The following is a 26,064-nucleotide window of genomic DNA, read 5'->3' as shown; positions in this document are numbered from 1 at the left end:
GGGGCCGGCGCACCACCGGGGTTACGGTCGAAACGTGCACCCCACGCCCGACACCACCCCCGCCGACGCGCCCGCGCCCGCCCCCGCCGGCTGCCCCGCCGCGGGCGCCGCCGCGCCCGCCCCCGAGCTCTTCACCTGGGAGTTCGCCGCCGACCCCTACCCCGCGTACGCCTGGCTGCGCACGCACACACCGGTCGTCAAGACGGTGCTGCCCAGCGGCGTCGAGGCGTGGCTGGTGACCCGCTACGCCGACGCGCGGCAGGCGCTGGCCGACGCCCGGCTGTCGAAGAATCCGGTGCACCACAGCGAGTCGGCGCACGGCAAGGGCAAGGTCGGCATCCCGGGGGAGCGCAGCGCGAACCTGATGACGCATCTGCTCAACATCGATCCGCCCGACCACACCCGGCTGCGGCGGCTGGTGGCGAAGGCGTTCACCCCGCGCCGGGTCGCCGAGTTCGCGCCCCGCGTCCAGCGGCTGACCGACGACCTGATCGACGGCTTCGCCAAGACCGGCGAGGCGGACCTCATCCACGACTTCGCCTTCCCGCTGCCCATCTACGCGATCTGCGAGCTGCTGGGCGTGCCGCGCGAGGACCAGGACGACTTCCGGGACTGGGCGGGCATGATGATCCGCCACGGCGGCGGACCGCGCGGCGGAGTCGCCCGTTCCGTGAAGAAGATGCGCGGCTATCTCGCCGAGCTGATCCACCGCAAGCGCGAGAGTCTCGGCGACCGGGCGGAGCCGGGCGAGGACCTGATCTCCGCCCTGATCCGGGCCTCCGACCACGGCGAGCACCTCAGCGAGAACGAAGCCGCCGCGATGTGTTTCGTGCTGCTTTTCGCCGGTTTCGAAACCACGGTCAACTTGATCGGAAACGGCGTCTACGCGCTCCTGCGGCACCCCGCGCAGCGGGCGTCGCTCCAGGAGTCGGTGCGGCGCGGGGAACGCGATCTGCTCGCCACCGGCGTCGAGGAACTCCTGCGCTTCGACGGGCCGGTCGAGCTGGCGACCTGGCGGTTCGCGACGGTGGACCTGACGCTGGGCGGGCAGCGGATCGCCGCGGGCGAGCCGGTCCTGGTGGTGCTGGCCGCCGCCGACCGCGACCCCGAGCGGTTCGACGCGCCGGACGTCCTCGACCTCACCCGGCGCGACAACCAGCATCTGGGGTACGGGCACGGCATCCACTACTGCCTGGGTGCGCCGCTGGCCCGACTCGAAGGCCAGACGGCTCTGGCGACGCTGCTGACCCGACTGCCGGACATCCGGCTTGCGGCGAATCCCGATGATTTGCGCTGGCGCGGCGGGCTCATCATGCGCGGACTTCGTTCCCTGCCGGTGGAGTTCACGCCCGAGAACGGTGCCCCGGACACGGACGGTAATTGACGGATCGTCACGCGTGTGACCTTTACGTGATCTCCGCTACACCGACTTGTGACTCCCCGTGACCCCGGCTACCTTTCCTCCGACCGACAGGCTTCACTCGATCGGCCGAAGCGGGAGAGTGGCGAACCGGTGTAACGGTGCGTCGCCTTCCGCCTGCCGATCGGACAATTCAACCGCCGCGCGAAAGGCAACCGCATGCGTTCCGGGAACGGCCGACACAGGCGCCCCCGTCAGGCACCGGCCATCTTTGTCACGGCGGGAGTGACCGGCGCGGGCATCGCCCTGCCGCTGTTCGCCGCCAGTGGCGCACAGGCCGCCGACACCGCGACCTGGGACCGGGTCGCGCAGTGCGAGAGCGGCGGGGTCTGGAGCGCCGCCTCGGGCAACGGCTTCTACGGCGGCCTCCAGCTCACCCAGGAGATGTGGGACGAGCACGGCGGCACCTCGTACGCCTCGCGTCCCGACCTCGCCAGCCGCGCCCAGCAGATCGCCGTCGCCGAGACCATCCTCGACGACCGCGGCCCGGACGCCTGGCCGAGCTGCGCGGTGAACGCCGGCCTGACCGACGACGGCCGCGCGCCGGGCGTCGACCCGGGCGGCACGCCCAGCCCGCTGCCCGACCCGTCGGACACCACCGGATCCTCCGACCCGCTGGACCCCGCCGACCCGCTGGACCCCTCCGGCTCCGCCGAGGAGCCCGACGCGTCGGACACCTCCGGATCCGACCGGTCCACCGGCGACGAGCCGACGCCCTCGCCGTCGGCGCCCGACGCCTCCGACCCGGCGGCCCCGGGCGACGAGGACGACGCGTCCCCCTCGGCCGACCCGACCGGCGGGGCCGGTGACGACCGCGACGCGGAGGACCGGACCGGCGACGGCCGTGACGCGCCCCGGGAGGACGCCGGGGCGGAGCCCGGCGCCGACCCGTCGCCCGCCAAGGGCAAGCACCGCGGCGGCGCGGACGCCGGCGAGGACGCCGCGGACACGGACGACGCGGGCAGGTCCTCGGGCCGGCACGCCTCACGCGGCGACGAGGCCGGACGTACCGGCCCGGCGGCCGACGGCGACTACACCGTCCGGCCGGGTGACTCCCTGTCAGCCATCGCCCGGGCTCATGAGCTGCCCGGCGGCTGGCCCGCGCTCTACGACCGCAACGAGGACGTCGTCGGCGCCGACGCGGATCTGATCCGCCCTGGTCAGCGGCTCGATCTGGGGAACTGACAAGGCCAGTTAGCGCCGTTCGCCCCGTTTGGCGAAAGTGAGACAAGGCTCTCGTCACGGGGGTGCGGCGCCCGGCCGGCCCGCCGTCGGCGCAAGCCGCCCGACCTGCGGAGATAGGCCCCTCTGGTGATCAAAAACGGTCAACTTGGTTCAGAACGTGGGGTTTGAACACCAAGGGGGTTCCTGCTTACGGTCGGGACCGCTCGCCAAAGCGAGCCCTTCGATCACACGCCGAATCCTGCCGGTGGTCGGAGGCAGTCGACGCGCAAGCGCCGAAGGCGGGAGCGGGGGACCCAAGGTAAGCGCCGGCCCCACCCGCGAAAGCGGGCCGACCGGCTTGGGGTGAAGCCATGTGTGATCCACACGCGGCCGGGCAACTCACATGGCCCGAACCCGACAGCTCACCTCGCAGGCGTCGGTGAGGAAACGAACGAACCATGCTGAACAACAAGGGCAAGCACCGCCGTGCGTCCAAGGCCGTCCGCGTCGCCACCCTGGCCGGCGTCGCCGGTGCCGCCGTGGCCGTCCCGCTGATGGGCGCCTCCTCCGCCTCCGCCGCGTCCGTCGCCACCTGGGACGCCGTCGCCCAGTGCGAGTCCGGCGGCAACTGGTCGATCAACACCGGCAACGGCTACTACGGCGGCCTGCAGTTCTCGAACTCGAGCTGGGCCGCCGCCGGTGGCACCCAGTACGCGCCGCGCGCCGACCTGGCCACCAAGAGCCAGCAGATCGCCGCCGCCGAGAAGCTGCTCGCCCTCCAGGGCCCGGGCGCCTGGTCCTGCGCCGGCGCCGGCAACCTGACCGCCGGTGGCCCCGCCGCCGATGTCGACACCTCCGGCGACACCGCCAAGACCGAGTCCGCGCCGCAGCAGAAGCAGGCGCCGGCCAAGCCCGAGCCCAAGAAGGCCCCGGCCCCCGCCCCGGAGAAGTCGAACGGCTCCGGCAACTACACCGTCAAGGCCGGCGACACCCTCGCCAAGATCGCCAAGGCGCACGGCAAGAACTGGAAGTCGGTCTACGCGGACAACAAGTCCGTCATCGGCGGCAACCCGAACCTGATCTTCCCGGGCCAGCAGTTCAGCGTCTGAGCCGCACCCCTCACCGGGGCCCCGGGGATCACCACGAGTCCCTCAGACCGCCCCGCCCGGCGCGCCGTCCCCCAGCGCGCCGCGGCGGGGCTTCTGCGTCCCGCCCCGCCCCGCCCCGGCCCCCGAGCCGCCGCGGGCCCGCGACCAGCTCCGTAACGCGGTATTCCCCGCTCGGCGAACAATGCCCCGATACCTGCCGTGAACTGCGCCTTTGGGCCTCTTTTCGTCCCACTGAGCGGGCCGAGGGCGAACGGATGCGCCCCGGCCCGTTAGGCTCGTGCTGCAGAACTCCAGACACCCATGAAGGAGACAACGTGCCGTCCATCGACGTCGTCGTAGCCCGCGAAATTCTCGACTCGCGAGGTAATCCCACGGTCGAGGTCGAGGTCGGCCTCGACGACGGCAGCACGGGCCGTGCCGCCGTCCCGTCCGGTGCCTCGACCGGCGCCTTCGAGGCCATCGAGCTCCGTGACGGCGACCCGAGCCGCTACATGGGCAAGGGCGTGGAGAAGGCCGTCCTGGCCGTCATCGAGCAGATCGGCCCGGAGCTCGTCGGCTACGACGCGACCGAGCAGCGCCTGATCGACCAGGCGATGTTCGACCTGGACGCCACGGACAACAAGGGCTCCCTCGGCGCCAACGCCATCCTCGGCGTCTCCCTCGCCGTCGCGCACGCCGCCTCCGAGGCCAGCGACCTGCCGCTGTTCCGCTACCTCGGTGGCCCGAACGCGCACGTCCTGCCCGTCCCGATGATGAACATCCTGAACGGCGGCTCGCACGCCGACTCCAACGTGGACATCCAGGAGTTCATGATCGCCCCGATCGGCGCGGAGTCCTTCTCCGAGGCCCTGCGCTGGGGCGCCGAGGTCTACCACACCCTCAAGAAGGTCCTCAAGGAGCGCAACCTCTCCACCGGACTGGGCGACGAGGGCGGCTTCGCCCCGAACCTCGGCTCCAACCGCGAGGCCCTCGACCTCATCCTCGAAGCCATCAAGCAGGCCGGTTACACCCCCGGCCAGGACATCGCGCTCGCGCTGGACGTCGCCGCCTCCGAGTTCTACAAGGACGGCGCCTACCAGTTCGAGGGCAAGGACCGCTCGGCCGCCGAGATGACGGAGTACTACGAGGGTCTCGTCGCCGACTACCCCCTCGTCTCCATCGAGGACCCGCTGTTCGAGGACGACTGGGCCGGCTGGAAGGTCATCACCGAGAAGCTCGGCGCCAAGGTGCAGCTCGTCGGCGACGACCTGTTCGTCACCAACCCCGAGCGCCTGGCCCGCGGCATCGAGGAGAACTCCGCCAACGCGCTGCTGGTGAAGGTCAACCAGATCGGCTCGCTGACCGAGACCCTGGACGCCGTCGAGCTGGCCCAGCGCAACGGCTTCAAGTGCATGATGTCGCACCGCTCCGGTGAGACCGAGGACGTCACCATCGCCGACCTCGCCGTCGCCACCAACTGCGGCCAGATCAAGACCGGCGCCCCGGCCCGCTCCGAGCGCGTCGCCAAGTACAACCAGCTCCTGCGCATCGAGGAGATCCTCGACGACGCCGCCGTCTACGCCGGCCGCTCCGCCTTCCCGCGGTTCCGCACCGGCAACTGACTGATCAGCGGGCGCACAGGGGGTGACCCCCTGGCGCCCCGATCGACACGGCAAGGCTGAACGCCGGGCTCGGTCGTCCAGCCTTTTCGTGCGTCCCCGGCGACGGTCCCGTACCGTCGCCGGGGACGCACCTGGTTCACGACGCCGGTCGTCGCGGCAGGCGTCATGGCTGGAAGAGGAGGCGACGTGCCCGCGGACCGGTTCTCGACCGCGACCCGACTCAAGGCGCTCGGTGAGCAGGCCGCCGCCCGCGTCAACCGCGCCCGGCCGCCCCGCCGCAACCGCCTCACCGGCCGCGCCGCGCTGCTCGCCCTGGTGCTGTGCTCCCTGGTCGTCGCCCTCGCCTACCCGATACGGCAGTACGTCTCCCAGCGCTCGGACATCACCGACCAGCGCCGCGAGGCCCGCGAGGCCGCCCGGGAACTGGACCGGCTGCGCGACGAGAAGGCCCGCTGGCAGGACCCGGCGTACGTCCGCCAGCAGGCCCGCCGGCACCTGCACTACGTCATGCCGGGCGAGACCGGTTTCATCGTCCAGGACGGCTCCGGTGGCGAGGCCCTGAACACGGTGCAAAAGGGTCCCGCCGCGACGCAGCGCCCGTGGTACGAGAATCTGTGGGACGGGGTCGACTCCGCCGACAGGCGGTAGCGCGTAGCGTCACGCGCGTACGGTCTTTCCTTGTACGCCCGGCCCCGAGCTCCCCGCCCGCCCCACCGGCCCCCTCCCTTTCACCGGCCCCTTCACCTTCACGAAAGTGCACATGGACACCGCCCCGCCCCAGACCGAGCCCACCGAGCCCACCGCCGCGGACATCGCCGCCTTCAAGCAGCAGCTCGGCCGCCCGCCGCGCGGCCTGCGCGCCATCGCGCACCGCTGTCCCTGCGGGCAGCCCGATGTCGTCGAGACGGCGCCGCGCCTGGAGGACGGCACGCCCTTCCCCACGCTGTACTACCTCACCTGTCCGCGCGCGGCCTCCGCGATCGGCACGCTGGAGGCCAACGGCGTGATGAAGGAGATGACCGAGCGGCTGGCGAACGACCCGGAGCTGGCCGCCGCCTACCGCGCGGCCCACGAGGACTACATCCGGCGCCGGGACGCCATCGAGGTGCTCGAAGGCTTCCCCAGCGCGGGCGGGATGCCCGACCGGGTCAAGTGCCTGCACGTACTCGTCGGCCACTCCCTCGCGGCCGGACCGGGCGTCAACCCGCTCGGTGACGAGGCCCTGGCCATGCTGCCGGAATGGTGGCGGAAGGGGCCGTGCGTGACGCCGTGCCAGGACACCGCCGAGGACACCGCCGGCCAGGAGGCCGGGCCGGGCCGGGACGCCACCGGGGGAGAGGCCAAGTGAAGCGGGTCGCCGCCGTCGACTGCGGTACGAACTCCATCCGGCTGCTGGTCGCGGACGCGGACCCGGCCACCGGCGAGCTGACGGAACTGGACCGCCGGATGCGGATCGTCCGGCTGGGCCAGGGCGTGGACCGCACCGGCCGGCTGGCGCCCGAGGCGCTGGAGCGCACCTTCGAGGCGTGCCGGGAGTACGCCGGGGTGATCAAGGAGCTGGGTGCCGAGCGGATCCGGTTCGTGGCGACCTCCGCCTCGCGCGACGCCGAGAACCGCGCGGACTTCGTCCGCGGGGTGGTGGACATCCTGGGCGTGGAGCCCGAGGTGATCACCGGTGACCAGGAGGCGGAGTTCTCCTTCACCGGCGCCACCAAGGAGCTGACCGGCCACTCGGGGCTCGAACTTCCCTATCTGGTGGTCGACATCGGCGGCGGTTCGACCGAGTTCGTCCTGGGCGGCGAGTCCGTCGAGGCCGCCCGCTCGGTGGACGTCGGCTGCGTGCGGATGACCGAGCGGCATCTGCTGCACGACGGCCGGATCACCGATCCGCCGACGGCCGCTCAGATCGACGCGATAAAGGCCGATATCGCCGAGGCGCTGGACCGGGCCGAGGAAACCGTGCCGCTGGGCCGGGCCGCGACGCTGGTGGGCCTGGCGGGCTCGGTGACCACGGTCGCCGCCATCGCGCTGGGGCTGAGCCGCTACGACTCCGCGGCGATCCACCACTCGCGCGTCCCGCTGGCGGAGGTCCGGCGGATCACCGGCGACCTGCTGTCCGCCACGCACGCCGAGCGGGAGGCCATCCCCGTCATGCACCCGGGCCGGGTCGACGTGATCGGCGCGGGCGCGCTCGTCCTGCTGGCGATCATGGAGCGGACGGGTGCCCGGGAGGTCGTCGTCAGCGAGCACGACATCCTCGACGGGATCGCCTGGAGCCTGGTCTGAGGCACCGTGTGCCAGGGGGTGCCCGGCGGTCTCCGGCCGCCGGGCAACGGCCCTCGACGAGTGGCTTTTCGAGCGCGCAGCTCGCCGTCTGAGCGCCCTTTCGGGGCCCCGAAAGGGCCCGGCGCGGGACCCCGGCGAGAAAGTTCGTGAAATCCTTCACATGAAAAAGCCGCCGGATGGGCGAAGAAAGTGGCCCGGCGTCCCTCATTCGAAGGTCGCAGCTCTCCCGGACCCGGAGAACACGCGGGTTCGGGGCCGTTGCGGGCGTCCATCGGCGGGGTCCGGTTCGGCCCGCCGAGAGCCCACAATCCCTGATCAACAGGGGTCTCCAACGCCTCGCCCTACACCGTGGTTCCCTTACGGCGCTATGGCGTCGGTCACGAAGCCGGCGGAGTGTAGCAGATGGTCCCCAGGTGCTTGTGAAGGGGCTCACGAGCGACCCCCCATGTGGGGGTGGATACTCGATTGCATGAGCACCACGGAGCGTCCCAGGATCCTCGTTGTAGGCGGTGGGTACGTAGGCCTGTACGCGGCACGCCGCATCCTCAAGAAGATGCGGTACGGCGAGGCGACTGTCACGGTCGTCGACCCGCGCTCGTACATGACGTACCAGCCCTTCCTCCCTGAAGCTGCGGCCGGCAGCATCTCTCCCCGCCACGTCGTGGTCCCGCTGCGACGCGTGCTGCCCAAGGCGGAGGTGCTCACCGGCCGGGTGACCACCATCGACCAGGACCGCAAGGTCGCCTCGATCGCCCCGCTGGTCGGCGAGGCGTACGAGCTGCCCTTCGACTACCTGGTCATCGCGATGGGCGCGGTCTCCCGGACCTTCCCGATCCCGGGCCTGGCCGAGAACGGCATCGGCATGAAGGGCGTGGAAGAGGCCATCGGCCTGCGCAACCACGTCCTGGAGCAGTTGGACAAGGCCGACTCCACGACCGACGAGGACGTCCGCCGCAAGGCGCTGACCTTCGTCTTCGTGGGCGGCGGCTTCGCGGGCGCGGAGACCGTCGGCGAGGTCGAGGACATGGCCCGCGACGCGGCCAAGTACTACAGCAACGTCAAGCGCGAGGACATGCGCTTCCTGCTGGTCGACGTCGCGGACAAGATCCTCCCCGAGGTCGGTCCCAAGCTCGGCGCCTACGGCAAGGAGCACCTCGAGGGCCGCGGTGTCGAGGTCTACCTCAAGACCGGCATGGACTCCTGCGTCGACGGCCACGTGGTGCTGAACAACGGCCTGGAGGTCGACTCCAACACCATCGTGTGGACCGCCGGCGTCAAGCCCAACCCGGCGCTGTCCCGCTTCGGTCTGCCCCTCGGCCCGCGTGGCCACGTCGACACCCAGGCCACCCTCCAGGTGCAGGGCACCGACTACATCTGGGCCGCCGGCGACAACGCGCAGGTGCCGGACCTGGTCGGCCGCAAGGCCGGCAACGACAACGCCTGGTGCCCGCCGAACGCGCAGCACGCGCTGCGGCAGGCGAAGGTGCTCGGCGACAACGTGATCTCCGGGATGCGCGGCTTCCCCCAGAAGGAGTACAGCCACGCCAACAAGGGCGCGGTCGCCGGTCTGGGTCTGCACAAGGGCGTCGCGATGATCGTCCTGGGCAAGACCAAGATCAAGCTCAAGGGCCGTCTCGCCTGGTACATGCACCGCGCGTACCACGGCATGGCGATGCCGACGTTCAACCGCAAGATCCGGGTCTTCGCCGACTGGACCCTCGCGATGTTCCTCAAGCGCGAGGTCGTCTCGCTCGGCGCCATGGAGAACCCGCGCGAGGAGTTCTACGAGGCGGCCAAGCCGGCCCCCGCGCCGGCCGCAACGGCCGGCTCCGGTGACAAGCCGAAGGCCAAGGCTTCCTGACACCTCCGGCCGGAGTGCTCCGGCCAGCCCGAAGGGCGTCCGCCATCCGTGGGGCGGGCGCCCTTCGGCGTGTCCGCTCTGGCGGACAACGGGCGTTTTGCTGTTCCCTTACGTAGGAACGGGACTATATCGGCGCCCACTTGGGGTTTACGTGGTGGGTGAAACTTGTTCGCCCGCTCGTGGACACGAAAGGTGTGCGACATGGCCGACGCCGCTGGACGGCTCACCAAGCTCGCCGAGGAGGTCCTGGGAGCCCCGCTCCCGGTGCGTCTCCGCGCCTGGGACGGCAGCGAGTCAGGCCCTCCGGGAGCACCCCTACTGGTCATCCGCAACCGCAGGGCGCTGCGCCGCCTGCTGTTCAAACCGGGCGAGCTGGGCCTGGCCCGCGCCTGGGTGGCCGGGGACCTCGACATCGAGGGCGATCTCTACGCAGCACTCGACCTGCTGGCCGAACTGATCTGGGAGCGCGGCCCCGCCGCCGACAAGCCGCGCCGCGCCGCCCTGCGCGCCGTGGCCCGCCCCGAGGTCCGGGCCGCCGCCAAGGAACTGCTGACCCTGGTCGGCGTCCCGCTCCCGCCCGCGCCGCCGGCGGAGGAGGCCCGGCCGCACCGTGGCCCGCTGCACTCCCTGCGGCGCGACAAGGCGGCCATCAGCCACCACTACGACGTCGGCAACGACTTCTACGCGCTGGTGCTCGGCCCGTCCATGGTCTACTCCTGCGCCTACTGGCCGACCGCGGAGAGCCCCGCGACCGCCGAAACCACCGAAGGCGCCCGGGAATCGGCCGTCACGCTGGAGGACGCCCAGCGCGACAAGCTCGACCTGATCTGCCGCAAGCTCGGCCTGAAGGAGGGCCAGCGGCTGCTGGACGTGGGCTGCGGCTGGGGCTCGATGGTGCTGCACGCGGCGCGCGAGTACGGCGTACGCGCCGTCGGCATCACCCTCTCCGAGGAGCAGGCGACGTTCGCGCGTAAGCGCATCGCCGAGGCCGGGCTCGCCGACCGGATCGAGATCCGGGTGCAGGACTACCGCGAGATCCGCGACGAACCGTTCGACGCGATCTCCTCCATCGGCATGGCCGAGCATGTCGGCCGCGCGCTGTACGCCGAGTACGCCACCGCGCTGCACGCCCTCCTCAAGCCCGGCGGGCGGCTGCTGAACCACCAGATCTCCCGCCGCCCGCTCGCGGACGAGGAAGCCTACGAGGTCGACGAGTTCATCGACCGCTACGTCTTCCCGGACGGCGAACTCGCCCCGATCGGCAGGACCGTGGGAGCCCTGGAGGACGCCGGCTTCGAGGTCCGGGACGTCGAGGCGATCCGGGAGCACTACGCGCTGACGCTGCGCCACTGGGTGGCCAACCTGGAGGAGCACTGGGCACAGGCGGTGCGGCTGACGACCCCGGGGCGGGCGCGGGTGTGGCGGCTCTACATGGTCGCGTGCGCGCTGTCCTTCGAGCGCAACCGCATAGGGGTCAACCAGGTGCTCGCGGTGCGCACGCCGGAATCCGGCGCGTCCGGTATGCCGCTGCGGGCACGGACCTGGCGGGACTGACACCGCCGGGCCGAGGCACGGGCCGGGCGCCGGCGGCGGACGCATCCGCAAGCCGGCGCCCGGCCGCCGCTCATCAGGGGCGTGCGGTCGCGCGGGGACGGTGCCGTGGAAGGCGCGCGGTCACGCGGGGACGGTGCAGTCGAAGGCGTGCAGATACGCGTTGACCGGCAGGATCTCGCGCAGCACCAGACCGGCGTCCCGCATGTGGCTGACCAGGCTCTCCTTGGAGTGCTTGGCGCCGCCGACGTTGAGGAGCAGCAACAGGTCCATGGCGGTGGTGAACTTCATCGAGGGACTGTCGTCGACGAGGTTCTCGATGATCACGACCCGGGCGCCGGGCGGCGCGGCCGCGACGACGTTGCGCAGGGTCGTGGCGGTGGACTCGTCGTCCCACTCCAGGATGTTCTTGATGATGTAGAGGTCGGCCCGGACCGGGATGGCGGCGCGGCAGTCGCCGGGGACGATCCGCACGCGGGGGGCGAGCGGGCCGCCGTCCAGCAGCCGGGGATCGGCGTGCGCGACGACGTCCGGCAGGTCGAGCAGCGCGCCTTCCAGGGCGGGGTGCTTCTCCAGGAGACCGGCCAGGACGTGTCCCTGGCCCCCTCCGATGTCGGCGACCGACGTGATGCCGGTGAGGTCGAGGAGTTCGGCGATGTCCTCGGCCGACTGCCTGCTGGAGGTGGTCATGGCCCGGTTGAAGATCTGGGCGGAGTCCTTGGCGTCCTGGTGGAGGTAGTCGAAGAAGCCCTTGCCGTACAGGTCGTCGAAGACGCTCCGGCCGGAGCGCACCGCCTCGTCCAGCCGTGGCCAGGCTTGCCACGTCCAGGGTTCGGTGCACCACAGGGAGATGTAGCGCAGGCTGTCGGGGGCGTCCTCCCGCAGCAGTCGGGACATCTCGGTGTGGACCCACTTCCCGTCCCCGGTCTCTTCGAAGATCCCGTAGCAGGACAGGGCGCGCAGCAGCCGTAGCAGGGGCCGCGGCTCGGTGGTCACCGCGGCGGCCAGCTCCTCCGCGGTGGCGGGCGCGTCGCCCAGGGCGTCGGCCACGCCGAGTCTGGCCGCCGCGCGTACGGCCGCCGCGCACGCGGCTCCGAAGACCAGCTCCCGCAGGCGCATGGCCGGCGGCGGTGGGGGGCTCACGGTGGTCATGACGCCTCGATTCTGCGGGTGGCGGGGCACGGGCCCGTCAGCACTGGCCGGCCGGCTCCGAGGACCGGCATACGTTGCGGACGAAGCGGTTACCGGCGCCGCCGGTGTCACGGTTGGCCAGGTCCGCCGGCTCGTTGTCCAACAGCACGTTGTCGCTGATGACGTTGTTCTCGTTGCGGGCGTTCACGAAGCTGCGGAAGAGGACGATCCCGCCGGAGAGCGGTGAGGCGCCGACGTTGTCGCGGATGAAGTTGTCCCGCACCAGGGTCTTCTCGGCGCCGGTCAGGACGATGCCGGAGCCCTGGAGGAAGGGCAGCCGGGAGTTTCCGGGACAGTGCTTGTTGTTCTCGTAGACCGCGTTGGCGCGGACCTCCAGGGCGCCGGCCCTGGGGAGCGATTCGTCGCCCACGACGAACACACCGGCGCAGTTGCGGGTGATCTCGTTCTCATCGACCGTCAGGTGGCGGGCGCGCCGGACGGTGACGCCGATCCGGTTCCCGATGAGGTGGTTCTCCCTGATCACCGCGCCCTGGGTGTCGATGGCCCCGCCCTCCCTGTCGACGGTGTTCGCGAGGAAGATGCCCGCGTCGCCGTTGTCGACGGCGGCGTTCTCCACGAACCTGCCCCGGGTGGACTCCTCCTGGGCGATGCCCCACTGGCCGTTCTTGCGTGCCCGCACCTTGTAAACGTGGAGCCGGTCGGTCTGGGTGGCCCAGATGCCGTTCTTCTTGAAGCCGGACACCGTCAGGAAGCGGATGCTGACGTGCGGCAGGCGGTGGCCCGCGGTGCCGACGACGCAGATGCCGTGGCCCGCTTGCCCGCAGTCGTCAGCGGCCCGGGCGGCGGACTGCCGGGCCGGCTCGATCACGGTCCGCCCGCCCGCTCCCGCGAGGGTCAGGCCGGGCGTCGTGATCCGGACGCTCTGCCGGTAGGTGCCGGGCGCCACGATGACGGTGTCTCCCGGCCGTGCCGCGTCCACCGCCCGCTGAATCGACTCTCCTGGATGGACGACGTACCGGTCCGCCCGCGCGGTCGGCGGCGCGGCGCCCACGCCGGTGAGCATGGCGGCCGCGACGCCCAGCACGTACATCTTCTGTCGTGTCCTCATGAGGCGAAGCTATGGGCGATCACCCGGGATCGCTACACGGGGTCACCGAATGGGCACCGTGAGTGCTCCGCTCGGGTAACGCCCCCACCGCGCCGGGGTCGGGCGGGTGCCCCGGCGGGATCCGGTCCGGATGCCCGGGAGGGGTGGCGCGGGCGTGCGCCGTGTGAGCGACGAGCGGAGGGCGACTTTCCGTCAATTCGGGCCCGAATTTCGCCGCGCCGTACAACCCCGACGTGAGGCTTCAGGCATGTGCCGACGGCCTGTACCGGTCGCTGATGCACACTCAGTTGCCAATAAAATAAGACAACCTCGGGATGAGCGGCCGATCCGCTTCGTGCACTGCGGGCTACGCTCGTGCTGCCCTCTTTGAGGTGGCATGGGGGACCCCAGGCCCGGATGGTGGAATGCAGACACGGCGAGCTTAAACCTCGCTGGCCTTCGGGCCGTGCCGGTTCAAGTCCGGCTCCGGGCACAGCCGCTGAGGCAGCCGCTGTGAATTTTGCTTGAACGTTCGACCGAAACGCAAATCTCCGCGTGCACCGGATATTTTCCCGCCTCGCCGGTGATCGACCCGCCGGGCGGAGCGCACGGCCACCTCCCGCACCGCGCCCGCACCGCGCCCGCACCGTTCTCGTGACCGCCCGGTCCGTGCGTCGCGGAGGTCATGTGAGGAAGCGCGAGGAGCCGCCGGCACGCGCCGGCGGCTCCTCGGTGGTTCGGGGTGTCGTCCTGTCAGCGCTCGATGAGGGCGAACAGGTTCTCCCAGCGGGTGACGATCTCGTCGGTGGAGAAGCGCTGGATGTTCTGGCGGGCCGCTTCGCCCATGCGGTCGCGGAGGTCCTGATCGGACATCAGCGTGTCGAGATGGCGGGCGAATTCGGTGATGTTGCCCGGGGGAGCGAGGAACCCGTCCATGCCGTCCGAGATGATCTCGCGGACGCCCGGTGCCACGTCGAAGGCCACACAGGGCACGGCGGTGGCCATGGCCTCCATGGGGGCCAGCGGGAAGCCCTCGCCGCGCGAACTCAGGGCGAAGACCGCGCTCTCGCGCAACGCCCCGGGGACGTCGCCGGTGCGCCCCTTCCACTCCACGGAGGTGGCGATGCCCAGCTCCGCGGCCTGCTTGCGAAGCGCCGCCTCCTCCTCGCCCGAGCCGTAGACCCGCAGCGTCCACTCCGGGTGCCGCGGCGCGACCTTCGCCCACGCCTCCAGGAGCAGGTCGACGCCCTTCTCCTCGTGCAGCCGGCCGATGCTGACCACGCACTTGGCCGACCGGTCGGAGGGCACCTCGGGGAAGAACGGCAGCGGGTTCGGCATGAAGCCGACGTTGTCGAGCCGCTGGCGGATCCAGTGGTCGGCGTCCTCGCGGGTGAGGGTCAACATCCGGTCGACGTCGTTGTAGAACCGCTTGACGCGCTGGAAACGCGAGGACTTGCGGCAGGTCGCGAACGACTCGTGGCTCATGCCGATCACCGTCAGACCGGCGGTGTCGGCGAGCGCCACCCATTCCATCGCCCACACCTGCGTGACGATCACCACCGCGCCCGGCCGGGCCGACCGGAACAGCGCGCTCAGCTTCGCCGCCTGCTGCCGCATACCGGCTTCCCGGGCGGCGCGGCGGCGCTGCTCGACGATGTTCAGCCTGTCCTTGAGCCCGCGCACGGGGCGGACGCCGGGCGGATGCTCGTCGTAGAGGGTGGTGGTCGCGTACGGCAGGTCGGCGGCCAGCTCGTGCACCCGCCCCTCGGGCGGCGGCACCACACCGACGACGTGCACCCGGTGACCGCGCTCACTGAACAGGCGCGCCATCTGGTGCGACCAACTGGTGATGCCACCCAGCTCGTTGACGCTGTTGGAGACGAAGAAGATGTCCCGCGGCTGGGCTGCGTTCGGCTTGGTCATCAACGGCTCCACTGCGCGAAGAACTGATCGACGATGCTCCGGGCCGCGTCGCCCCGGTCGTATTCCCCGAACTTGGCCACGAATTCCCGGCGGGCCGCGGCGTATTCCAGGGCGTGCGTCTCGAAGGACTTGATGGTGTCGTAGAACTCGTCCTCGTCACGGACCACCGGGCCGGGCGCGTGCTCCAGCAGATCGAAATACGTGCCGCGGCCCTCGTGGACGTACTCGTCGTAGTCGTACGTGAAGAACACCAGCGGCCGGTCGAGCAGCGCGTAGTCGAACATCACCGACGAATAGTCCGTGATCAGGCCGTCGGCCAGGGCCAGGACGGGCGTCACGTCGTGGCGTGCGGAGACGTCGATGACCCGGCCCCGCACGGTCGGCGGCAGCACCACGTGATTGAGGTAATGCGAACGGACCAGGAGGACGTAGCGGTCACCGAACTCGTCGGCGAACCGCTCCACGTCGAAAGGCAACTCGAAACGGCCGTGCCGCCCGCCCGCCTTGCGGAACGTCGGCGCGTACAGCAGCACCGTCTTGTCGTCGTCGATCCCCAGCTCCGCCGCCAGCGCGCCGCGCTCCCGGCGCCCCAGTTCCGCCTCCCGCTGCCGGGCCCGCACCAGGGCGTCATTGCGCGGATACCCGACCCGCAGCAACGTTTTCTCCTTGAGCCGGAACGCCCTGGCCAGGGTGCGCACATCGTGCTCGGAACGGATCAGGAAGCGGTCGAAGCGATCCAGGGAACGCTGCTGCTCCGCCTGCTCCTGCCGCGTCGTGGCCTTCAGCGACGGCTGGTCGAAACCCATGTTCTTCAGGGCCGAACCGTGCCACGTCTGGAGGTAGGTCGTTTCCGGGCGCTTGGTGAGCTTCAGCGGATAACTCTGGTTGTCCACCCAGAACTCGGCCTGCGCCAGCGCCTTGAGATAGGGCAGCGACCACCGGCGCACCAAGGTGGCGTCCTTCGGGAAGTCCTTGGGCGAGCCGGAGTACGACCAGATCGCCTCGAAGTCCAGGCCCTGCCGGCGCATTTCCTCGTACAGGGCGCGCGGGCTGTCGCTGTACTGCTTGCCCAGATGGCTCTCGAAGACGACGGTGCGCTTCTTGATCGGCAGCCGGCTGAACACCTCGTGGTACACGCGGAGTTTGCTGTCGCCGGAGGTGAGGGTCTTGCGCAGCGCTTTCGCCTTGCGGTACCCGGCCTTGGCGAGCGTGCCGGGCCTGCCCCGCACGCCGCGCGCGATGAGTTCCTGGACGCGTTCGGCGTTGCGGGTCTCGCTCAGCAGGCGGAACGCGAGGTGGCCCCGTGCGGAGACGTGCGGCTCGATGTGGTCGGCGACCATCCGCGTCAGCAGCGGCCGCACCGGCAGCGGGTCCCCGGCCAGCTCGGTGTCGCAGACGCTCAGGCGGGTGGTGGTGGGCACGCCGTCGACGTCCAGGCGCAGGCGTACGTCCCAGATGGTGTCGACGATGCCCAGCGGGCGCAGCCGCGCGGTGAGGTCGGCCGTGGTCTCCCAGTGGACGGCGTCGCCCTCGTGGCGCAGGACGCGCACCGGGAAGCGGAAGGACTGCAGGCTGCGGCGGCGGGCGCGGAACTCCAGCTCGCCCGTCAGCCGCGCGCCGGCGGGGATGACGCCGAGCGGATTGGTGATCCGGCCGGCCAGCGACACCGTGGTGCCGACCTCGCTGAAGTCGGTGAGCTGGTTGCGCAGGAACAGCTTGTCGACCGGCTTCTCGTGGTAGCCGAGATCGGTCACGTCCAGCAGGTCGCGGCCGAAGGCGTCGTCGAAATGGCCGCCGCACCAGTAGATCCGGCCCTCGTGCTCGGCGAGCGGCGAGGAGACCTTGTCGCGGTTGATGAGCGTGTCGACCGCCGGGATGAGGTTGTCCCAGTCGCCCCGCTGGAGCAGGTACGCGCAGATGGCCTGGATCGGCTGGACGTGGTCGTACGCCTCGGGGGCGATGCTCGCGAGGTACTCCCGGGACAGCTCGGCGAATTCCCGGCGGTAGGACTCGCCCCGGAACGGCAGGTCCCGCAGATGCAGCACCAGGTCGTGCTTGAGGAACTTGACGTCCTTGGCGAGCTTCATTTCCGTCAGCCCGCGCTCGGCCAGCAGCGCGTCGATTCGCCTGTGGATTTCCAGCCGGTGGGCGTAGTTGGTCATTTCGTGACGCCGGTTCGTCACCGACTTCACGGCGGCCCGCTCGTGTACGTGCCAGAAATAGACCTGATTGGGGATCAGGGTGATGCGCTGCGCCGCCAGATAAGCGTCGGCGATAAACATCAGGTCTTCGTAGAACATCCCCTTGGGGAAGCGGAGATTGTTCTCGATCAGGAATTCACGGCGATAGCACTTGTTCGTGGACAGGGTGTCCCACACGAAAAGGTCCGGCAGCTCGGTGACGGACTCCAGGGTGCGCGTGGTGGAATACAGCCAGGAGTACCACTCGTCGCGCTTCTGGTTGCGGGTGTCCTTGTGCAGCCGGACGCACAGGCCGGACACGATGTCCGACCCGGTCTCCTCCGCCGCCTCCAGGAAATTCCGGCAGGCGTTGAGTTCCAATACGTCGTCACTGTCCAGGAACATGACGTATCGGCCCGTTGTGTGCTGGATGCCCGCATTGCGGGGTTCGCCTCCCGCACCGCTGTTCTCCGGCAGTTGGAAGGCTCTTACCCGCCCGGGATGGGTCTGGGCGAGCTGAGTCGCGACTTCGAAGGAACGGTCGGTGCTGCAATCGTCGACGATCACCACCTCGACGTCCCGGAGCGTTTGATCCAGTACGGACTGGACAGCGGTCGGCAACCGGTCGGCGTCGTTGTAGACAATGACGACTACTGAGACGTCAGGCACAGGCACCTCAACCCTCTTATCGCTTCTGTTTCCGCCAGAATAGCCCTGTCTGCCCCTTGGTTCGCAGCAGCCCGCGCCCGGGCCATTACGGACGGTAACCGGTGGGTGCCAAGGGAAGGCGCACGCCGGTCGGCCGAATCACGGCCCCGGGGCATCCGCGCGGACCGCCCACTCCGGGCGGATCGCGGCTACCAGGGAAGACGGCTCCCGCGCCGGATCGGTTGCCTGCCGCCCCTCGTCGGCCGGTTCGGGCACCTCTGAGCGCTCCCGTACGTACTCCATGTAGCGGACGCGTCAGCCAAAGTTCCGGGGAAGATCCTGCTCAAGAACTAGCGACGCGTCTTTGCCAGGCCATTACGCTTGCGTCAAGGCCGCGCAGGGCGGCCATGGAGGAGTGAGATGAGGAGCAGCAACCCGGTCTTCTCGCGACGGGGGTTCAGCCGCGACACCGGCTACGCGGGCTTCAACGCGCCGCCGCAGGCCGGGGGCCCCGCCGCGAACCCGTACGCCGGAACGAACCCCTACGCACAGGGCGGCAACCCCTACGCGCAGGACCCGACGACCGCCCCGTATGCCCAGGGCCAGCAGCACACCCAGGCGCCCCCGCAGTACACGCCGCAGACCCGCCCGATGACGATGGACGACGTCGTCACGCGCACGGCCACGACGCTCGGCACGGTCATCGCCGGCGCGACGGTCGGCTGGCTGTTCCTGACCGAGCAGCTCGGCTTCGCGATCGGCGCCGGCCTGGTAGCGATGGTGCTCGGCTTCGTGCAGTCCTTCAAGCGCAAGCCGTCGCCGCCGCTGATCCTGGCGTACGCGGCACTGGAGGGCGTCTTCCTCGGCGCGCTCAGCGGCTACATCAACCAACTGCCGCAGCTCAACGGCGCGCCCATGCAGGCGGTGCTGGGCACCATGGCGGTGTTCGTCGCCATGCTGGTCGCCTACAAGACCCGGATCGTGCGGGTCACCGCGCGCTTCACCCGCTTCGTGCTGATCGCCGCCCTCGGCTTCGTGCTGCTGTCGCTGGTCAACGTGATGTTCATGGTGTTCGCCGGGGGTGACGGCCTCGGCTTCCGCAGCGGCGGCCTGGGCATCGTCTTCGGCCTCGTGGGCGTGGTCCTCGGCGCGCTGTTCCTGGCCCTGGACTTCAAGCAGGTCGAGGACGGCATCGCCTACGGCGCGCCGCGCGAGGAGTCCTGGCTGGCCGCGTTCGGCCTGACCCTGACCCTGGTGTGGATCTACATGGAGATGCTGCGCCTGATCTCCATCCTGCGCGGCGACTGACGCCGGGGCGCCGGAGGTCTTCGGCGCCCCGGCGTAGCGAAGGGCCCGTGGGCGGTTGCCCGCGGGCCCTTCGGCGTGAAATGAGCGGCGCGTGCGCTCGCGGATCAGCGCCGGTGATGCGGCGCCGGGGGATCAGCGTTTGCGGGCGGCGCGCCTGAGGTCGTACTCATGGACGATCGCCTTGGCGTGTCCGTAGGCGAGGTTGTGCTCGCCGCGGAGCCAGCTCACCTTTTCGTCGAAGCGGAAGAGGGCGGGGCCTTCGTCAACGGTGCGGATCCAGTCGGAGATTTCCCGGCCGGTGCAGTGCGGGATACGGGAGAGCATGTTCCGGTGGGTCTCGTCGGAGAAGAGCTGGGACATCGGCGCCTCCGGACGCGTTCGATGCTGGTTCTTCAGCCCACCGTGCCTGAGGGTTCCGGCGTTGGCAACCACCCGGGAGTGGCGCATAGGCTCACCACGTGCTTGACGTGATGCCTTTGCAGACCGCCGTGGACGCCCTCGCCGACCGGCTCAGGTCGCTGCCGCAGAGCGCCCTCGGCCGCGGCGCCGCGGCCGAAGCGCTCGCGCTCGCCCGGGAGTTGGCCCGCCGTGCGCAGCACATCGAGCGCCCCCACGAGGAACCGCGCACGCTGCCGGACGCTGGGATGTTCGCCGCCGGCGACCAACTCGCGGTGGCCGGCCACGATCTCGTCGAGGCGCTGCGGGCCGCGGCGGCCGCCGGGGCGAATGACGCGAAAGCGGCCCCCGCCGAGGAATTGGCGGAGGCCGTACGACTGGTCACGGAGACGGCGGAGCGCTGCTGAGGGCGCGGGGGCGGGTGCGGCGCACCACGCCGGGCGGGTACGGCGGGGCGCTGCCGGACGGATGGGACGGACGGGACGCGTGGTCGGTCCGCCACCGGCCCCGGAACGGACGGGACGTGTGGCCGGTCCGCCACCGGCTCCGCGACGGACGGGACAGGTGACCGTTCCGCGACCGGCCCCGGAACGGGTCAGAGCGAGGCGATGACGCGGTCGGCCAGGATGTAGACGCTCTCCCCGGGGCCCTCGCCCCAGGCGAACGTCAGGGCGTAGGCGCCCGAGATGCCCGAACCGCCCAGCAGCACCGGGGCGTGGCCGGCGCGCAGCGCGCCCGCGACGCTCTCGGCGGTCTCGCGGTGCCCGGGGGTCAGGCACAGCGTGGTGCCGTCGGTGAAGACGTAGACGTCGAGCGTGCCCAGGGGGCCGGGGCGTACGTCCGCGAGCGGGGTCTCCTGGAACGCCAGCTCCTCCAGGCGCGCGACGGTCCGCTCGTGGTCGCCGATGACCGGCGTGGGGGAGAAGTCCGGGTGCGAGGGGTGACGACGGCGGGCCGCGGCCAGCTCGGCGGACTCGGTCTCCTCGGCCGGTTCGAACTCCGGCGAGTCAAGGGCCTCCAGAGCCTCCACGGACTCCAGGGTGCCCATCGGCTCCAGCGCCTCCGGGCCGAGCAGCGGCTCCAGACCGGCCAGGTCCGCCTGCCGGGGCAGGAACGGCTGGCCGTCGAACCGGTCCACCTCGAAGCGGTCAACGTCGTAGCGGTCCGCGTCGAACCGCTCGGGCAGGTCCCGGTGGTCGCCGCGGGCCTCCGCCGCGCTCTCCTCACCGAGGCCGGCCAGTCCGCCCAGCAGCGAGGGTGCGTCGGCGGCGTCCCTGGCCTCCTGCGCGGCCCAGAACGCCCGGGCCTCGGCCAGCTCGCGCTCCCGCTCCTCGGCCAGCGCGTCCGCGACGGCGGCGCGTATGTCCGCCAGCGGGCTCTCGGCGGCCGGCGTGGGCCGGGCGGCGGGGATGGCCAGGGCGGCCCGGTCCGCCGCGTGGGCGTCGGCCGCGGCCTGGGCGCGGGCGGCGACCAGCTCGGCGTGCAGCTCGGTGATCTGCCGGCGCAGACCGCGCGCCGTGTGCAGGGCGGCGGCGCCCAGGGCGACGGCGACGGCGGCGGCCGTCGGCAGGACGAGGGTGGTGACGCTCATGCGTCCTCCCCACTTCGCTCGGCGGCCCCGTTTGCGCGGGGCGCGCACCTGTTCATGGACTTCCCCTGGCCGTCGGCCGGAGGGACCCCCTGGATGCGCTCGCTCATTGGCGTACTCCCGATAGCAGAATGTCCCCCGACTTCCTACATCAGCCTGCCGGTGGTCGGCGACCGTTCACGGAGCGGTATGTCCCGAAATGGAGGGGGCCAAGGGCCTCATACGTCCAGGTGACCCCCGGGTGACCTGCAATAACGCCGCGCCGAGGGGGCGTTGGTCACAATCCCGACGAGGATTCGGTCGCGATCTTGTCACTGGGTGACGCAGGCCACCGGGGGTGGCTGTGGGTGCCTGCGCGATGGCTGAGGGTGTGTGCGGAGAGGCTTCTTCGCACACACCCTTGGCCGGCGTCCGGTCGCGTCAGCTCAGCGGCTCGGCTCAGCCGCTCGTGCTTGTGGTCGCGCTGAGCTGTTGGTCGCGCTGAGCTTCGCTTCTCAGCTCAGCCGCTCGATGACCATCGCCATGCCCTGGCCGCCGCCCACGCACATCGTCTCCAGGCCGAACTGCTTGTCGTGCCACTGGAGGGAGTTGATGAGGGTGGTGGTCAGGCGGGCGCCGGTCATGCCGAAGGGGTGGCCGACGGCGATGGCGCCGCCGTTGACGTTCAGGCGGTCCAGGTCGATGCCCAGGTCGCGGTAGGAGGGGATCACCTGGGCGGCGAACGCCTCGTTGATCTCGACCAGGTCGATGTCCGAGATGGACAGGCCCGCGCGGGCCAGCGCCTGCTTGGACGCCTCGACGGGGCCGTAACCCATGATCTCGGGGGACAGGCCCGAGACGCCGGTGGAGACGACGCGGGCCAGCGGGGTCAGGCCCAGCTCGCGCGCCTTGGTGTCGGACATGATGACCAGCGCCGCGGCGCCGTCGTTCAGCGGACAGCAGTTGCCCGCCGTCACCAGGCCGTCGGGGCGGAAGACCGGCTTGAGGCCGGAGACGCCCTCGACCGTCACGCCGGCCCGCGGGCCGTCGTCGGTGGAGACGACCGTGCCGTCGGGGAGCGTGACCGGGGTGATCTCCCGCTCCCAGAAGCCGTTCTTGATCGCCTGCTCGGCGAGATTCTGCGACCGTACGCCGAACTCGTCCATCTCCTGGCGGGTGACGCCCTTGAGGCGGGCCAGGTTCTCCGCGGTCTGGCCCATCGCGATGTACGCGTCCGGCAGCAGGCCGTCCTCGCGCGGGTCGCGCCAGGAGGCGCCCTCGCTCTGGGCGACGGCGGCGGTACGCGCCTCGGCGTCGGCGAAGAGGGGGTTGTGGGTGTCCGGCAGGCTGTCGGAGTTGCCCTTGACCGAACGGGACACCATCTCGACACCGGCCGAGATGAAGACGTCGCCCTCGCCGGCCTTGATGGCGTGCAGTGCCATACGGGTCGTCTGGAGCGAGGAGGAGCAGTAACGGGTGATGGTGCAGCCCGGGAGGTGGTCCATCCCCATCTGCACGGCCACGATCCGGCCGAGGTTGTGGCCCTGCTCGCCGCCGGGCAGACCGCAGCCGAGCATCAGGTCGTCGATGTCGGTGGGGTCGAGCTCGGGCACCTTGGCGAGGGCGGTCTCGATGATCTTCGCGGTCAGGTCGTCCGGCCGCAGATCCTTCAGGGAGCCCTTGAAGGCGCGGCCGATCGGGGAGCGGGCGGCTGAGACGATCACGGCTTCGGGCATCACGGCTCCAAGGAGGCTGGAAGGCAGGACTGTGAGGGAAGTTACCTGCACGTAGTGCTGAGGTCACGGGGTGCGCGCTGTGATGAGGGCCTCTTTTCTAAGCGCGCGCTTATGAGGCGTGCCGGACCGGGCCCGCCCGGCCCCGCACCGCGCCCTCGCGTCCCACCGCTCACGGCGCGACCGGCGGCAGGTCGGTCGCCTCCGGATCGGGTAGCTGGCGGCGCCTGCGGTGCTTGAGCAGCGCCCACGGCGCGCGGGAGGCGGTGACCTCCGTACCGCTCTCGGAAGCCGCCTGGGCGGCCGCCTGCTCGACGGGCAGGATGCCCTCGCGGCGGGCGGGCTCCGGCCGCTCCTCCTCCGGCCACAGGCCCAGCGCGGCGCACAGCGTCGGCAGCACGGCCATCGCCGCGGTGGCGTAGCCCTCCGCCGAGGGGTGGTAGTTGTCCGGGCCGAACAGCTCCCGGGGGCGGGCCTCGAACTCGGGCCCCAGGAGGTCGCCGAGCGAGACCGTACGGCCGCCGCTCTCGACCACCCCGATGGTCTGCGCGGCCGCGAGCTGGCGGGAGAGCCGCCGGGCCACCCAGCGCAGCGGCTGGTAGACCGGCTCGATGGTGCCCATGTCGGGGCACGTGCCGACGACGACCGCGCAGCCCGCGTCGCGCAGTCGGCGTACCGCCTGGGACAGCAGGCGCACCGACTCCGCGGGCGGCATGCGGTGGGTGACATCGTTGGCGCCGATCATGATGACGCAGACGTCCGGGGGCTCGGTGCCGTCCGCCAGGATCAGGCTCACCTGGCGCTCCAGGTCGTCGGACCGGGCGCCGGGCAGCGCGACGTTGCGGAAGTCGACGGGGAGTTCGGCGACCGCTGCCAGGCCGGACGCGAGCAGCGCGCCCGGCGTCTGGCGGGGGCGGCTGACGCCCTGGCCCGCGGCGGTGGAGTCGCCCAGGAAGCCGAGCCGCAGGGGCGGCCGGTCGGTGCGGTGGGCGAACGCGGCGCCGTAGCGGCCGTCGGCGCAGGGCGGAATGTCGCTGGAGCCGCCGACCGTGCGGCGCGCGAGGCGGACCTCGGTCAGCAGGACCCCGGCGGTGGCGACACCGAGCAGGCCGATCCCGCCGCCGCCGACCGCGGCCGCGGTCGCGATCCGCCTGGCCACCCTCGCCCTGGACATCGTCATCGGCATAGGCCGGGCACCTCCCCGTGCAGTGCGGGCGCGCCACGTCCGGTCCGCCGGACGGGCGCGCGAGCGAAAACGCCAAGAACTCCCACAACTGGTTGTTGCCCCGTGGCGCACAGAACGCAACGCGCGCGGCCTCCGACGGAGACGGGCAATAGGCTGGCTGGACGGGCGCAGGACAGCGTGCCCCCGACCGCGGAGACCACCGTGCAGTTTTACGATTCGATGATTGAGCTAGTCGGCAACACCCCGCTCGTGCGGCTCAACAACGTCACTCGAGGGATTCAGGCAACAGTCCTGGTCAAGGTCGAGTACTTCAACCCCGGCGGATCGGTCAAGGACCGGATCGCGGTGCGGATGATCGAGGCCGCCGAGCAGTCGGGTGAGTTGCGGCCCGGCGGCACCATTGTCGAGCCGACGTCCGGGAACACCGGCGTGGGACTCGCGATCGTCGCCCAGCAAAAGGGCTACAAGTGCATCTTCGTCTGCCCCGACAAGGTGTCGACGGACAAGATCAATGTGCTGCGGGCCTACGGCGCCGAGGTGGTCGTCTGCCCGACCGCCGTGGACCCCGAGCACCCGGACTCCTACTACAACGTCTCGGACCGCCTGGTCCGCGAGACGCCCGGAGCCTGGAAGCCCGACCAGTACAGCAACCCCAACAACCCGCGCTCGCACTACGAGACCACCGGTCCCGAGCTGTGGGAGCAGACCGGCGGGCGGATCACCCACTTCGTCGCGGGGGTCGGCACCGGCGGCACGATCAGCGGTACCGGCCGCTATCTGAAGGAGGCGAGCGAGGGCCGGGTCAAGGTCATCGGCGCCGACCCGGAAGGCTCGGTATACAGCGGCGGCTCCGGGCGCCCGTATCTGATCGAGGGCGTCGGTGAGGACTTCTGGCCGACCGCCTACGACCCCGAGGTCGCCGACGAGATCGTCGCGGTGTCGGACAAGGACGCCTTCCAGATGACCCGGCGGCTCGCCAAGGAGGAGGGCCTGCTGGTCGGCGGCTCCTGCGGTATGGCGGTGGTGGCCGGTCTGGAGGTCGCCGAGCGGCTCGGACCCGACGACGTCGTGGTCGTGCTGCTGCCGGACAGCGGCCGCGGCTACCTCTCGAAGATCTTCAACGACGAGTGGATGGCCGACTACGGCTTCCTGGAGCAGACGGGCACCGCCGCCCGCGTCGGCGAGGTGCTGGAGCACAAGGAGGGCGCGCTGCCCTCGCTCGTGCACATGCACCCCGAGGAGACGGTCGGGGAGGCGATCGAGGTGCTGCGCGAGTACGGCGTCTCGCAGATGCCGATCGTCAAGCCGGGCGCCGGGCACCCCGACGTGATGGCCGCCGAGATCGTCGGCTCGGTCGTCGAGCGGGAACTGCTCGACGCCCTGTTCACCCAGCGGGCGTCCCTGGCCGACCCGTTGGAGAAGCACATGTGCCCGCCGCTGCCGCAGGTCGGCTCCGGCGAGGCGGTAGGCGATCTGATGACGGTCCTCGAAGGCGCCGACGCGGCGATCGTCCTGGTCGAGGGCAAGCCGAAGGGCGTGGTGAGCCGGCAGGACCTGCTCGCCTACCTGGCGCGCGGGGTCGCCAAGTAGCCGCGCGGACCCGCCCGTTCGGCAGCGCCGACCCAGCGGTGGCCGCCCGTTCCGTAGCCGTCACGGCGTCAGATGGCCGTACGGCAAAGGGCGGTCGCCGCGCGGTGCACGGAGCCGTCACGTGCCCGCAGCACGCGCTTAACACGCGTCCGGCACAGTAGTGACCACGGCGACACGGACCTCCGGAGCGGCTCCCGGACCTCCACGTCGCCAGGATGCGACGACCGGCCCTGACCCGGGTCGCGCCCTCGCGGGGACCGCCGTCGTCCCGACTCCGGCTCCGGCCGGGGTGCGGCGGTCCC

Annotated in this window: 20 protein-coding genes, 1 tRNA gene and 1 riboswitch; of the genes, 13 read left to right on the top strand and 8 right to left on the bottom strand. The window is 71.1% G+C overall.

Features of this window, described 5'->3' with window-relative positions; genetic code table 11:
- Positions 1-34: 34 nt before the first annotated feature.
- The 9 genes from ACZ45Z_RS11830 to ACZ45Z_RS11790 all read left to right on the top strand — a co-directional run bounded on the left by ACZ45Z_RS11830 (position 35) and on the right by ACZ45Z_RS11790 (position 10,995).
- Positions 35-1,384, top strand: a complete 1,350-nt coding sequence (locus tag ACZ45Z_RS11830) for a cytochrome P450 family protein (protein ID WP_468360087.1) — start codon at positions 35-37, stop codon at positions 1,382-1,384.
- A 261-nt stretch (positions 1,385-1,645) separates the two neighbouring features.
- Positions 1,646-2,605 carry a transglycosylase family protein gene (locus tag ACZ45Z_RS11825; RefSeq protein ID WP_468360084.1) on the top strand — a complete coding sequence of 320 codons (960 nt, stop codon included), beginning with the start codon at positions 1,646-1,648 and terminating at the stop codon, positions 2,603-2,605.
- A gap of 260 nt (positions 2,606-2,865) precedes the next feature.
- A riboswitch (cyclic di-AMP (ydaO/yuaA leader) is annotated at positions 2,866-3,035 on the top strand.
- A gap of 7 nt (positions 3,036-3,042) precedes the next feature.
- Entirely contained in the window at positions 3,043-3,693 is a 651-nt protein-coding gene (locus tag ACZ45Z_RS11820; RefSeq protein ID WP_468360081.1) for a transglycosylase family protein, read from the top strand.
- Positions 3,694-3,947: 254 nt separating this feature from the next.
- Positions 3,948-5,294: a phosphopyruvate hydratase gene (eno, locus tag ACZ45Z_RS11815; protein ID WP_468360078.1), complete on the top strand. Its 1,347-nt coding sequence runs from the start codon at positions 3,948-3,950 to the stop codon at positions 5,292-5,294.
- A gap of 186 nt (positions 5,295-5,480) precedes the next feature.
- A complete protein-coding gene (locus tag ACZ45Z_RS11810) occupies positions 5,481-5,942 on the top strand; it encodes an FtsB family cell division protein (RefSeq protein WP_468360075.1) in 462 nt (153 codons plus the stop codon).
- Between the two features lie 112 nt (positions 5,943-6,054).
- On the top strand, positions 6,055-6,642 hold the full coding sequence (locus tag ACZ45Z_RS11805; RefSeq protein ID WP_468360072.1) for a DUF501 domain-containing protein: 588 nt from the start codon (positions 6,055-6,057) through the stop codon (positions 6,640-6,642).
- On the top strand, positions 6,639-7,580 hold the full coding sequence (locus ACZ45Z_RS11800; RefSeq protein ID WP_468360069.1) for a Ppx/GppA phosphatase family protein: 942 nt from the start codon (positions 6,639-6,641) through the stop codon (positions 7,578-7,580). The genes ACZ45Z_RS11805 and ACZ45Z_RS11800 overlap by 4 nt, the downstream gene beginning before the upstream one ends.
- A 469-nt stretch (positions 7,581-8,049) precedes the next feature.
- The gene (locus tag ACZ45Z_RS11795; RefSeq protein ID WP_468360067.1) at positions 8,050-9,441 is read left to right on the top strand and encodes an NAD(P)/FAD-dependent oxidoreductase; all 1,392 of its coding nucleotides are present in this window, start codon (positions 8,050-8,052) and stop codon (positions 9,439-9,441) included.
- A gap of 201 nt (positions 9,442-9,642) precedes the next feature.
- Positions 9,643-10,995 carry a class I SAM-dependent methyltransferase gene (locus tag ACZ45Z_RS11790; protein ID WP_468360064.1) on the top strand — a complete coding sequence of 451 codons (1,353 nt, stop codon included), beginning with the start codon at positions 9,643-9,645 and terminating at the stop codon, positions 10,993-10,995.
- A 120-nt stretch (positions 10,996-11,115) separates the two neighbouring features.
- Here the strand turns inward: ACZ45Z_RS11790 and ACZ45Z_RS11785 are convergent, their stop codons facing one another.
- Entirely contained in the window at positions 11,116-12,144 is a 1,029-nt protein-coding gene (locus ACZ45Z_RS11785; RefSeq protein WP_468360061.1) for a methyltransferase, read from the bottom strand.
- Between the two features lie 37 nt (positions 12,145-12,181).
- Positions 12,182-13,252, bottom strand: coding sequence for a right-handed parallel beta-helix repeat-containing protein (locus tag ACZ45Z_RS11780; protein WP_468360058.1), 1,071 nt, complete (start codon positions 13,250-13,252; stop codon positions 12,182-12,184).
- 390 nt (positions 13,253-13,642) lie between these two features.
- Here ACZ45Z_RS11780 and ACZ45Z_RS11775 point away from each other — a divergent pair.
- A tRNA-Leu gene (locus ACZ45Z_RS11775) sits at positions 13,643-13,724 on the top strand.
- Positions 13,725-13,984: 260 nt separating this feature from the next.
- On the opposite strand, the gene ACZ45Z_RS11770 is transcribed toward ACZ45Z_RS11775, so the two are convergent.
- On the bottom strand, positions 13,985-15,154 hold the full coding sequence (locus tag ACZ45Z_RS11770; RefSeq protein WP_468360055.1) for a glycosyltransferase: 1,170 nt from the start codon (positions 15,152-15,154) through the stop codon (positions 13,985-13,987).
- A complete protein-coding gene (locus tag ACZ45Z_RS11765; protein ID WP_468360051.1) occupies positions 15,154-18,003 on the bottom strand; it encodes a bifunctional glycosyltransferase/CDP-glycerol:glycerophosphate glycerophosphotransferase in 2,850 nt (949 codons plus the stop codon). Before ACZ45Z_RS11765 ends, ACZ45Z_RS11770 begins: the two co-directional genes overlap by 1 nt.
- Positions 18,004-18,402: 399 nt before the next feature.
- On the opposite strand from ACZ45Z_RS11765, the gene ACZ45Z_RS11760 reads away from it, so the two are divergent.
- Complete coding sequence (locus tag ACZ45Z_RS11760) at positions 18,403-19,290, top strand: Bax inhibitor-1/YccA family protein (RefSeq protein WP_468360048.1); 888 nt, start codon at positions 18,403-18,405, stop codon at positions 19,288-19,290.
- A gap of 132 nt (positions 19,291-19,422) precedes the next feature.
- On the opposite strand, the gene ACZ45Z_RS11755 is transcribed toward ACZ45Z_RS11760, so the two are convergent.
- Positions 19,423-19,650 (bottom strand): DUF4287 domain-containing protein, encoded by a 228-nt coding sequence (locus ACZ45Z_RS11755; protein WP_468360045.1) that lies wholly within the window; start codon positions 19,648-19,650, stop codon positions 19,423-19,425.
- Between the two features lie 98 nt (positions 19,651-19,748).
- On the opposite strand from ACZ45Z_RS11755, the gene ACZ45Z_RS11750 reads away from it, so the two are divergent.
- The gene (locus ACZ45Z_RS11750; protein WP_468360042.1) at positions 19,749-20,093 is read left to right on the top strand and encodes a hypothetical protein; all 345 of its coding nucleotides are present in this window, start codon (positions 19,749-19,751) and stop codon (positions 20,091-20,093) included.
- A 188-nt stretch (positions 20,094-20,281) separates the two neighbouring features.
- On the opposite strand, the gene ACZ45Z_RS11745 is transcribed toward ACZ45Z_RS11750, so the two are convergent.
- From ACZ45Z_RS11745 to ACZ45Z_RS11735, 3 genes are all read right to left on the bottom strand, one after another.
- Complete coding sequence (locus tag ACZ45Z_RS11745; RefSeq protein ID WP_468360039.1) at positions 20,282-21,277, bottom strand: hypothetical protein; 996 nt, start codon at positions 21,275-21,277, stop codon at positions 20,282-20,284.
- Between the two features lie 491 nt (positions 21,278-21,768).
- Complete coding sequence (locus tag ACZ45Z_RS11740) at positions 21,769-22,989, bottom strand: acetyl-CoA C-acetyltransferase (protein WP_468360035.1); 1,221 nt, start codon at positions 22,987-22,989, stop codon at positions 21,769-21,771.
- 169 nt (positions 22,990-23,158) lie between these two features.
- Positions 23,159-24,172, bottom strand: a complete 1,014-nt coding sequence (locus ACZ45Z_RS11735) for an SGNH/GDSL hydrolase family protein (RefSeq protein WP_468360032.1) — start codon at positions 24,170-24,172, stop codon at positions 23,159-23,161.
- 201 nt (positions 24,173-24,373) lie between these two features.
- On the opposite strand from ACZ45Z_RS11735, the gene ACZ45Z_RS11730 reads away from it, so the two are divergent.
- The gene (locus ACZ45Z_RS11730; protein ID WP_468360029.1) at positions 24,374-25,762 is read left to right on the top strand and encodes a cystathionine beta-synthase; all 1,389 of its coding nucleotides are present in this window, start codon (positions 24,374-24,376) and stop codon (positions 25,760-25,762) included.
- The last annotated feature ends 302 nt before the right edge of the window (positions 25,763-26,064 follow it).

It is taken from the genome of Streptomyces sp. NPDC031210 (assembly GCF_055570395.1).
This window is presented reverse-complemented; position numbering and strand designations above follow the sequence as displayed.

What these genes read in the sequence shown, in the direction of transcription:
- ACZ45Z_RS11795 (WP_468360067.1), top strand. Translation starts at nt 8,050, where the DNA reads ATGAGCACCACGGAGCGTCCCAGGATCCTCGTTGTAGGCGGTGGGTAC.
- ACZ45Z_RS11785 (WP_468360061.1), bottom strand. Translation starts at nt 12,144, where the DNA reads ATGACCACCGTGAGCCCCCCACCGCCGCCGGCCATGCGCCTGCGGGAG.
- ACZ45Z_RS11740 (WP_468360035.1), bottom strand. Translation starts at nt 22,989, where the DNA reads ATGCCCGAAGCCGTGATCGTCTCAGCCGCCCGCTCCCCGATCGGCCGC.
- ACZ45Z_RS11790 (WP_468360064.1), top strand. Translation starts at nt 9,643, where the DNA reads ATGGCCGACGCCGCTGGACGGCTCACCAAGCTCGCCGAGGAGGTCCTG.
- ACZ45Z_RS11780 (WP_468360058.1), bottom strand. Translation starts at nt 13,252, where the DNA reads ATGAGGACACGACAGAAGATGTACGTGCTGGGCGTCGCGGCCGCCATG.
- ACZ45Z_RS11805 (WP_468360072.1), top strand. Translation starts at nt 6,055, where the DNA reads ATGGACACCGCCCCGCCCCAGACCGAGCCCACCGAGCCCACCGCCGCG.
- ACZ45Z_RS11735 (WP_468360032.1), bottom strand. Translation starts at nt 24,172, where the DNA reads ATGCCGATGACGATGTCCAGGGCGAGGGTGGCCAGGCGGATCGCGACC.
- ACZ45Z_RS11770 (WP_468360055.1), bottom strand. Translation starts at nt 15,154, where the DNA reads ATGACCAAGCCGAACGCAGCCCAGCCGCGGGACATCTTCTTCGTCTCC.
- eno (WP_468360078.1), top strand. Translation starts at nt 3,948, where the DNA reads ATGCGCCCCGGCCCGTTAGGCTCGTGCTGCAGAACTCCAGACACCCAT.
- ACZ45Z_RS11755 (WP_468360045.1), bottom strand. Translation starts at nt 19,650, where the DNA reads ATGTCCCAGCTCTTCTCCGACGAGACCCACCGGAACATGCTCTCCCGT.
- ACZ45Z_RS11760 (WP_468360048.1), top strand. Translation starts at nt 18,403, where the DNA reads ATGAGGAGCAGCAACCCGGTCTTCTCGCGACGGGGGTTCAGCCGCGAC.
- ACZ45Z_RS11745 (WP_468360039.1), bottom strand. Translation starts at nt 21,277, where the DNA reads ATGAGCGTCACCACCCTCGTCCTGCCGACGGCCGCCGCCGTCGCCGTC.
- ACZ45Z_RS11820 (WP_468360081.1), top strand. Translation starts at nt 3,043, where the DNA reads ATGCTGAACAACAAGGGCAAGCACCGCCGTGCGTCCAAGGCCGTCCGC.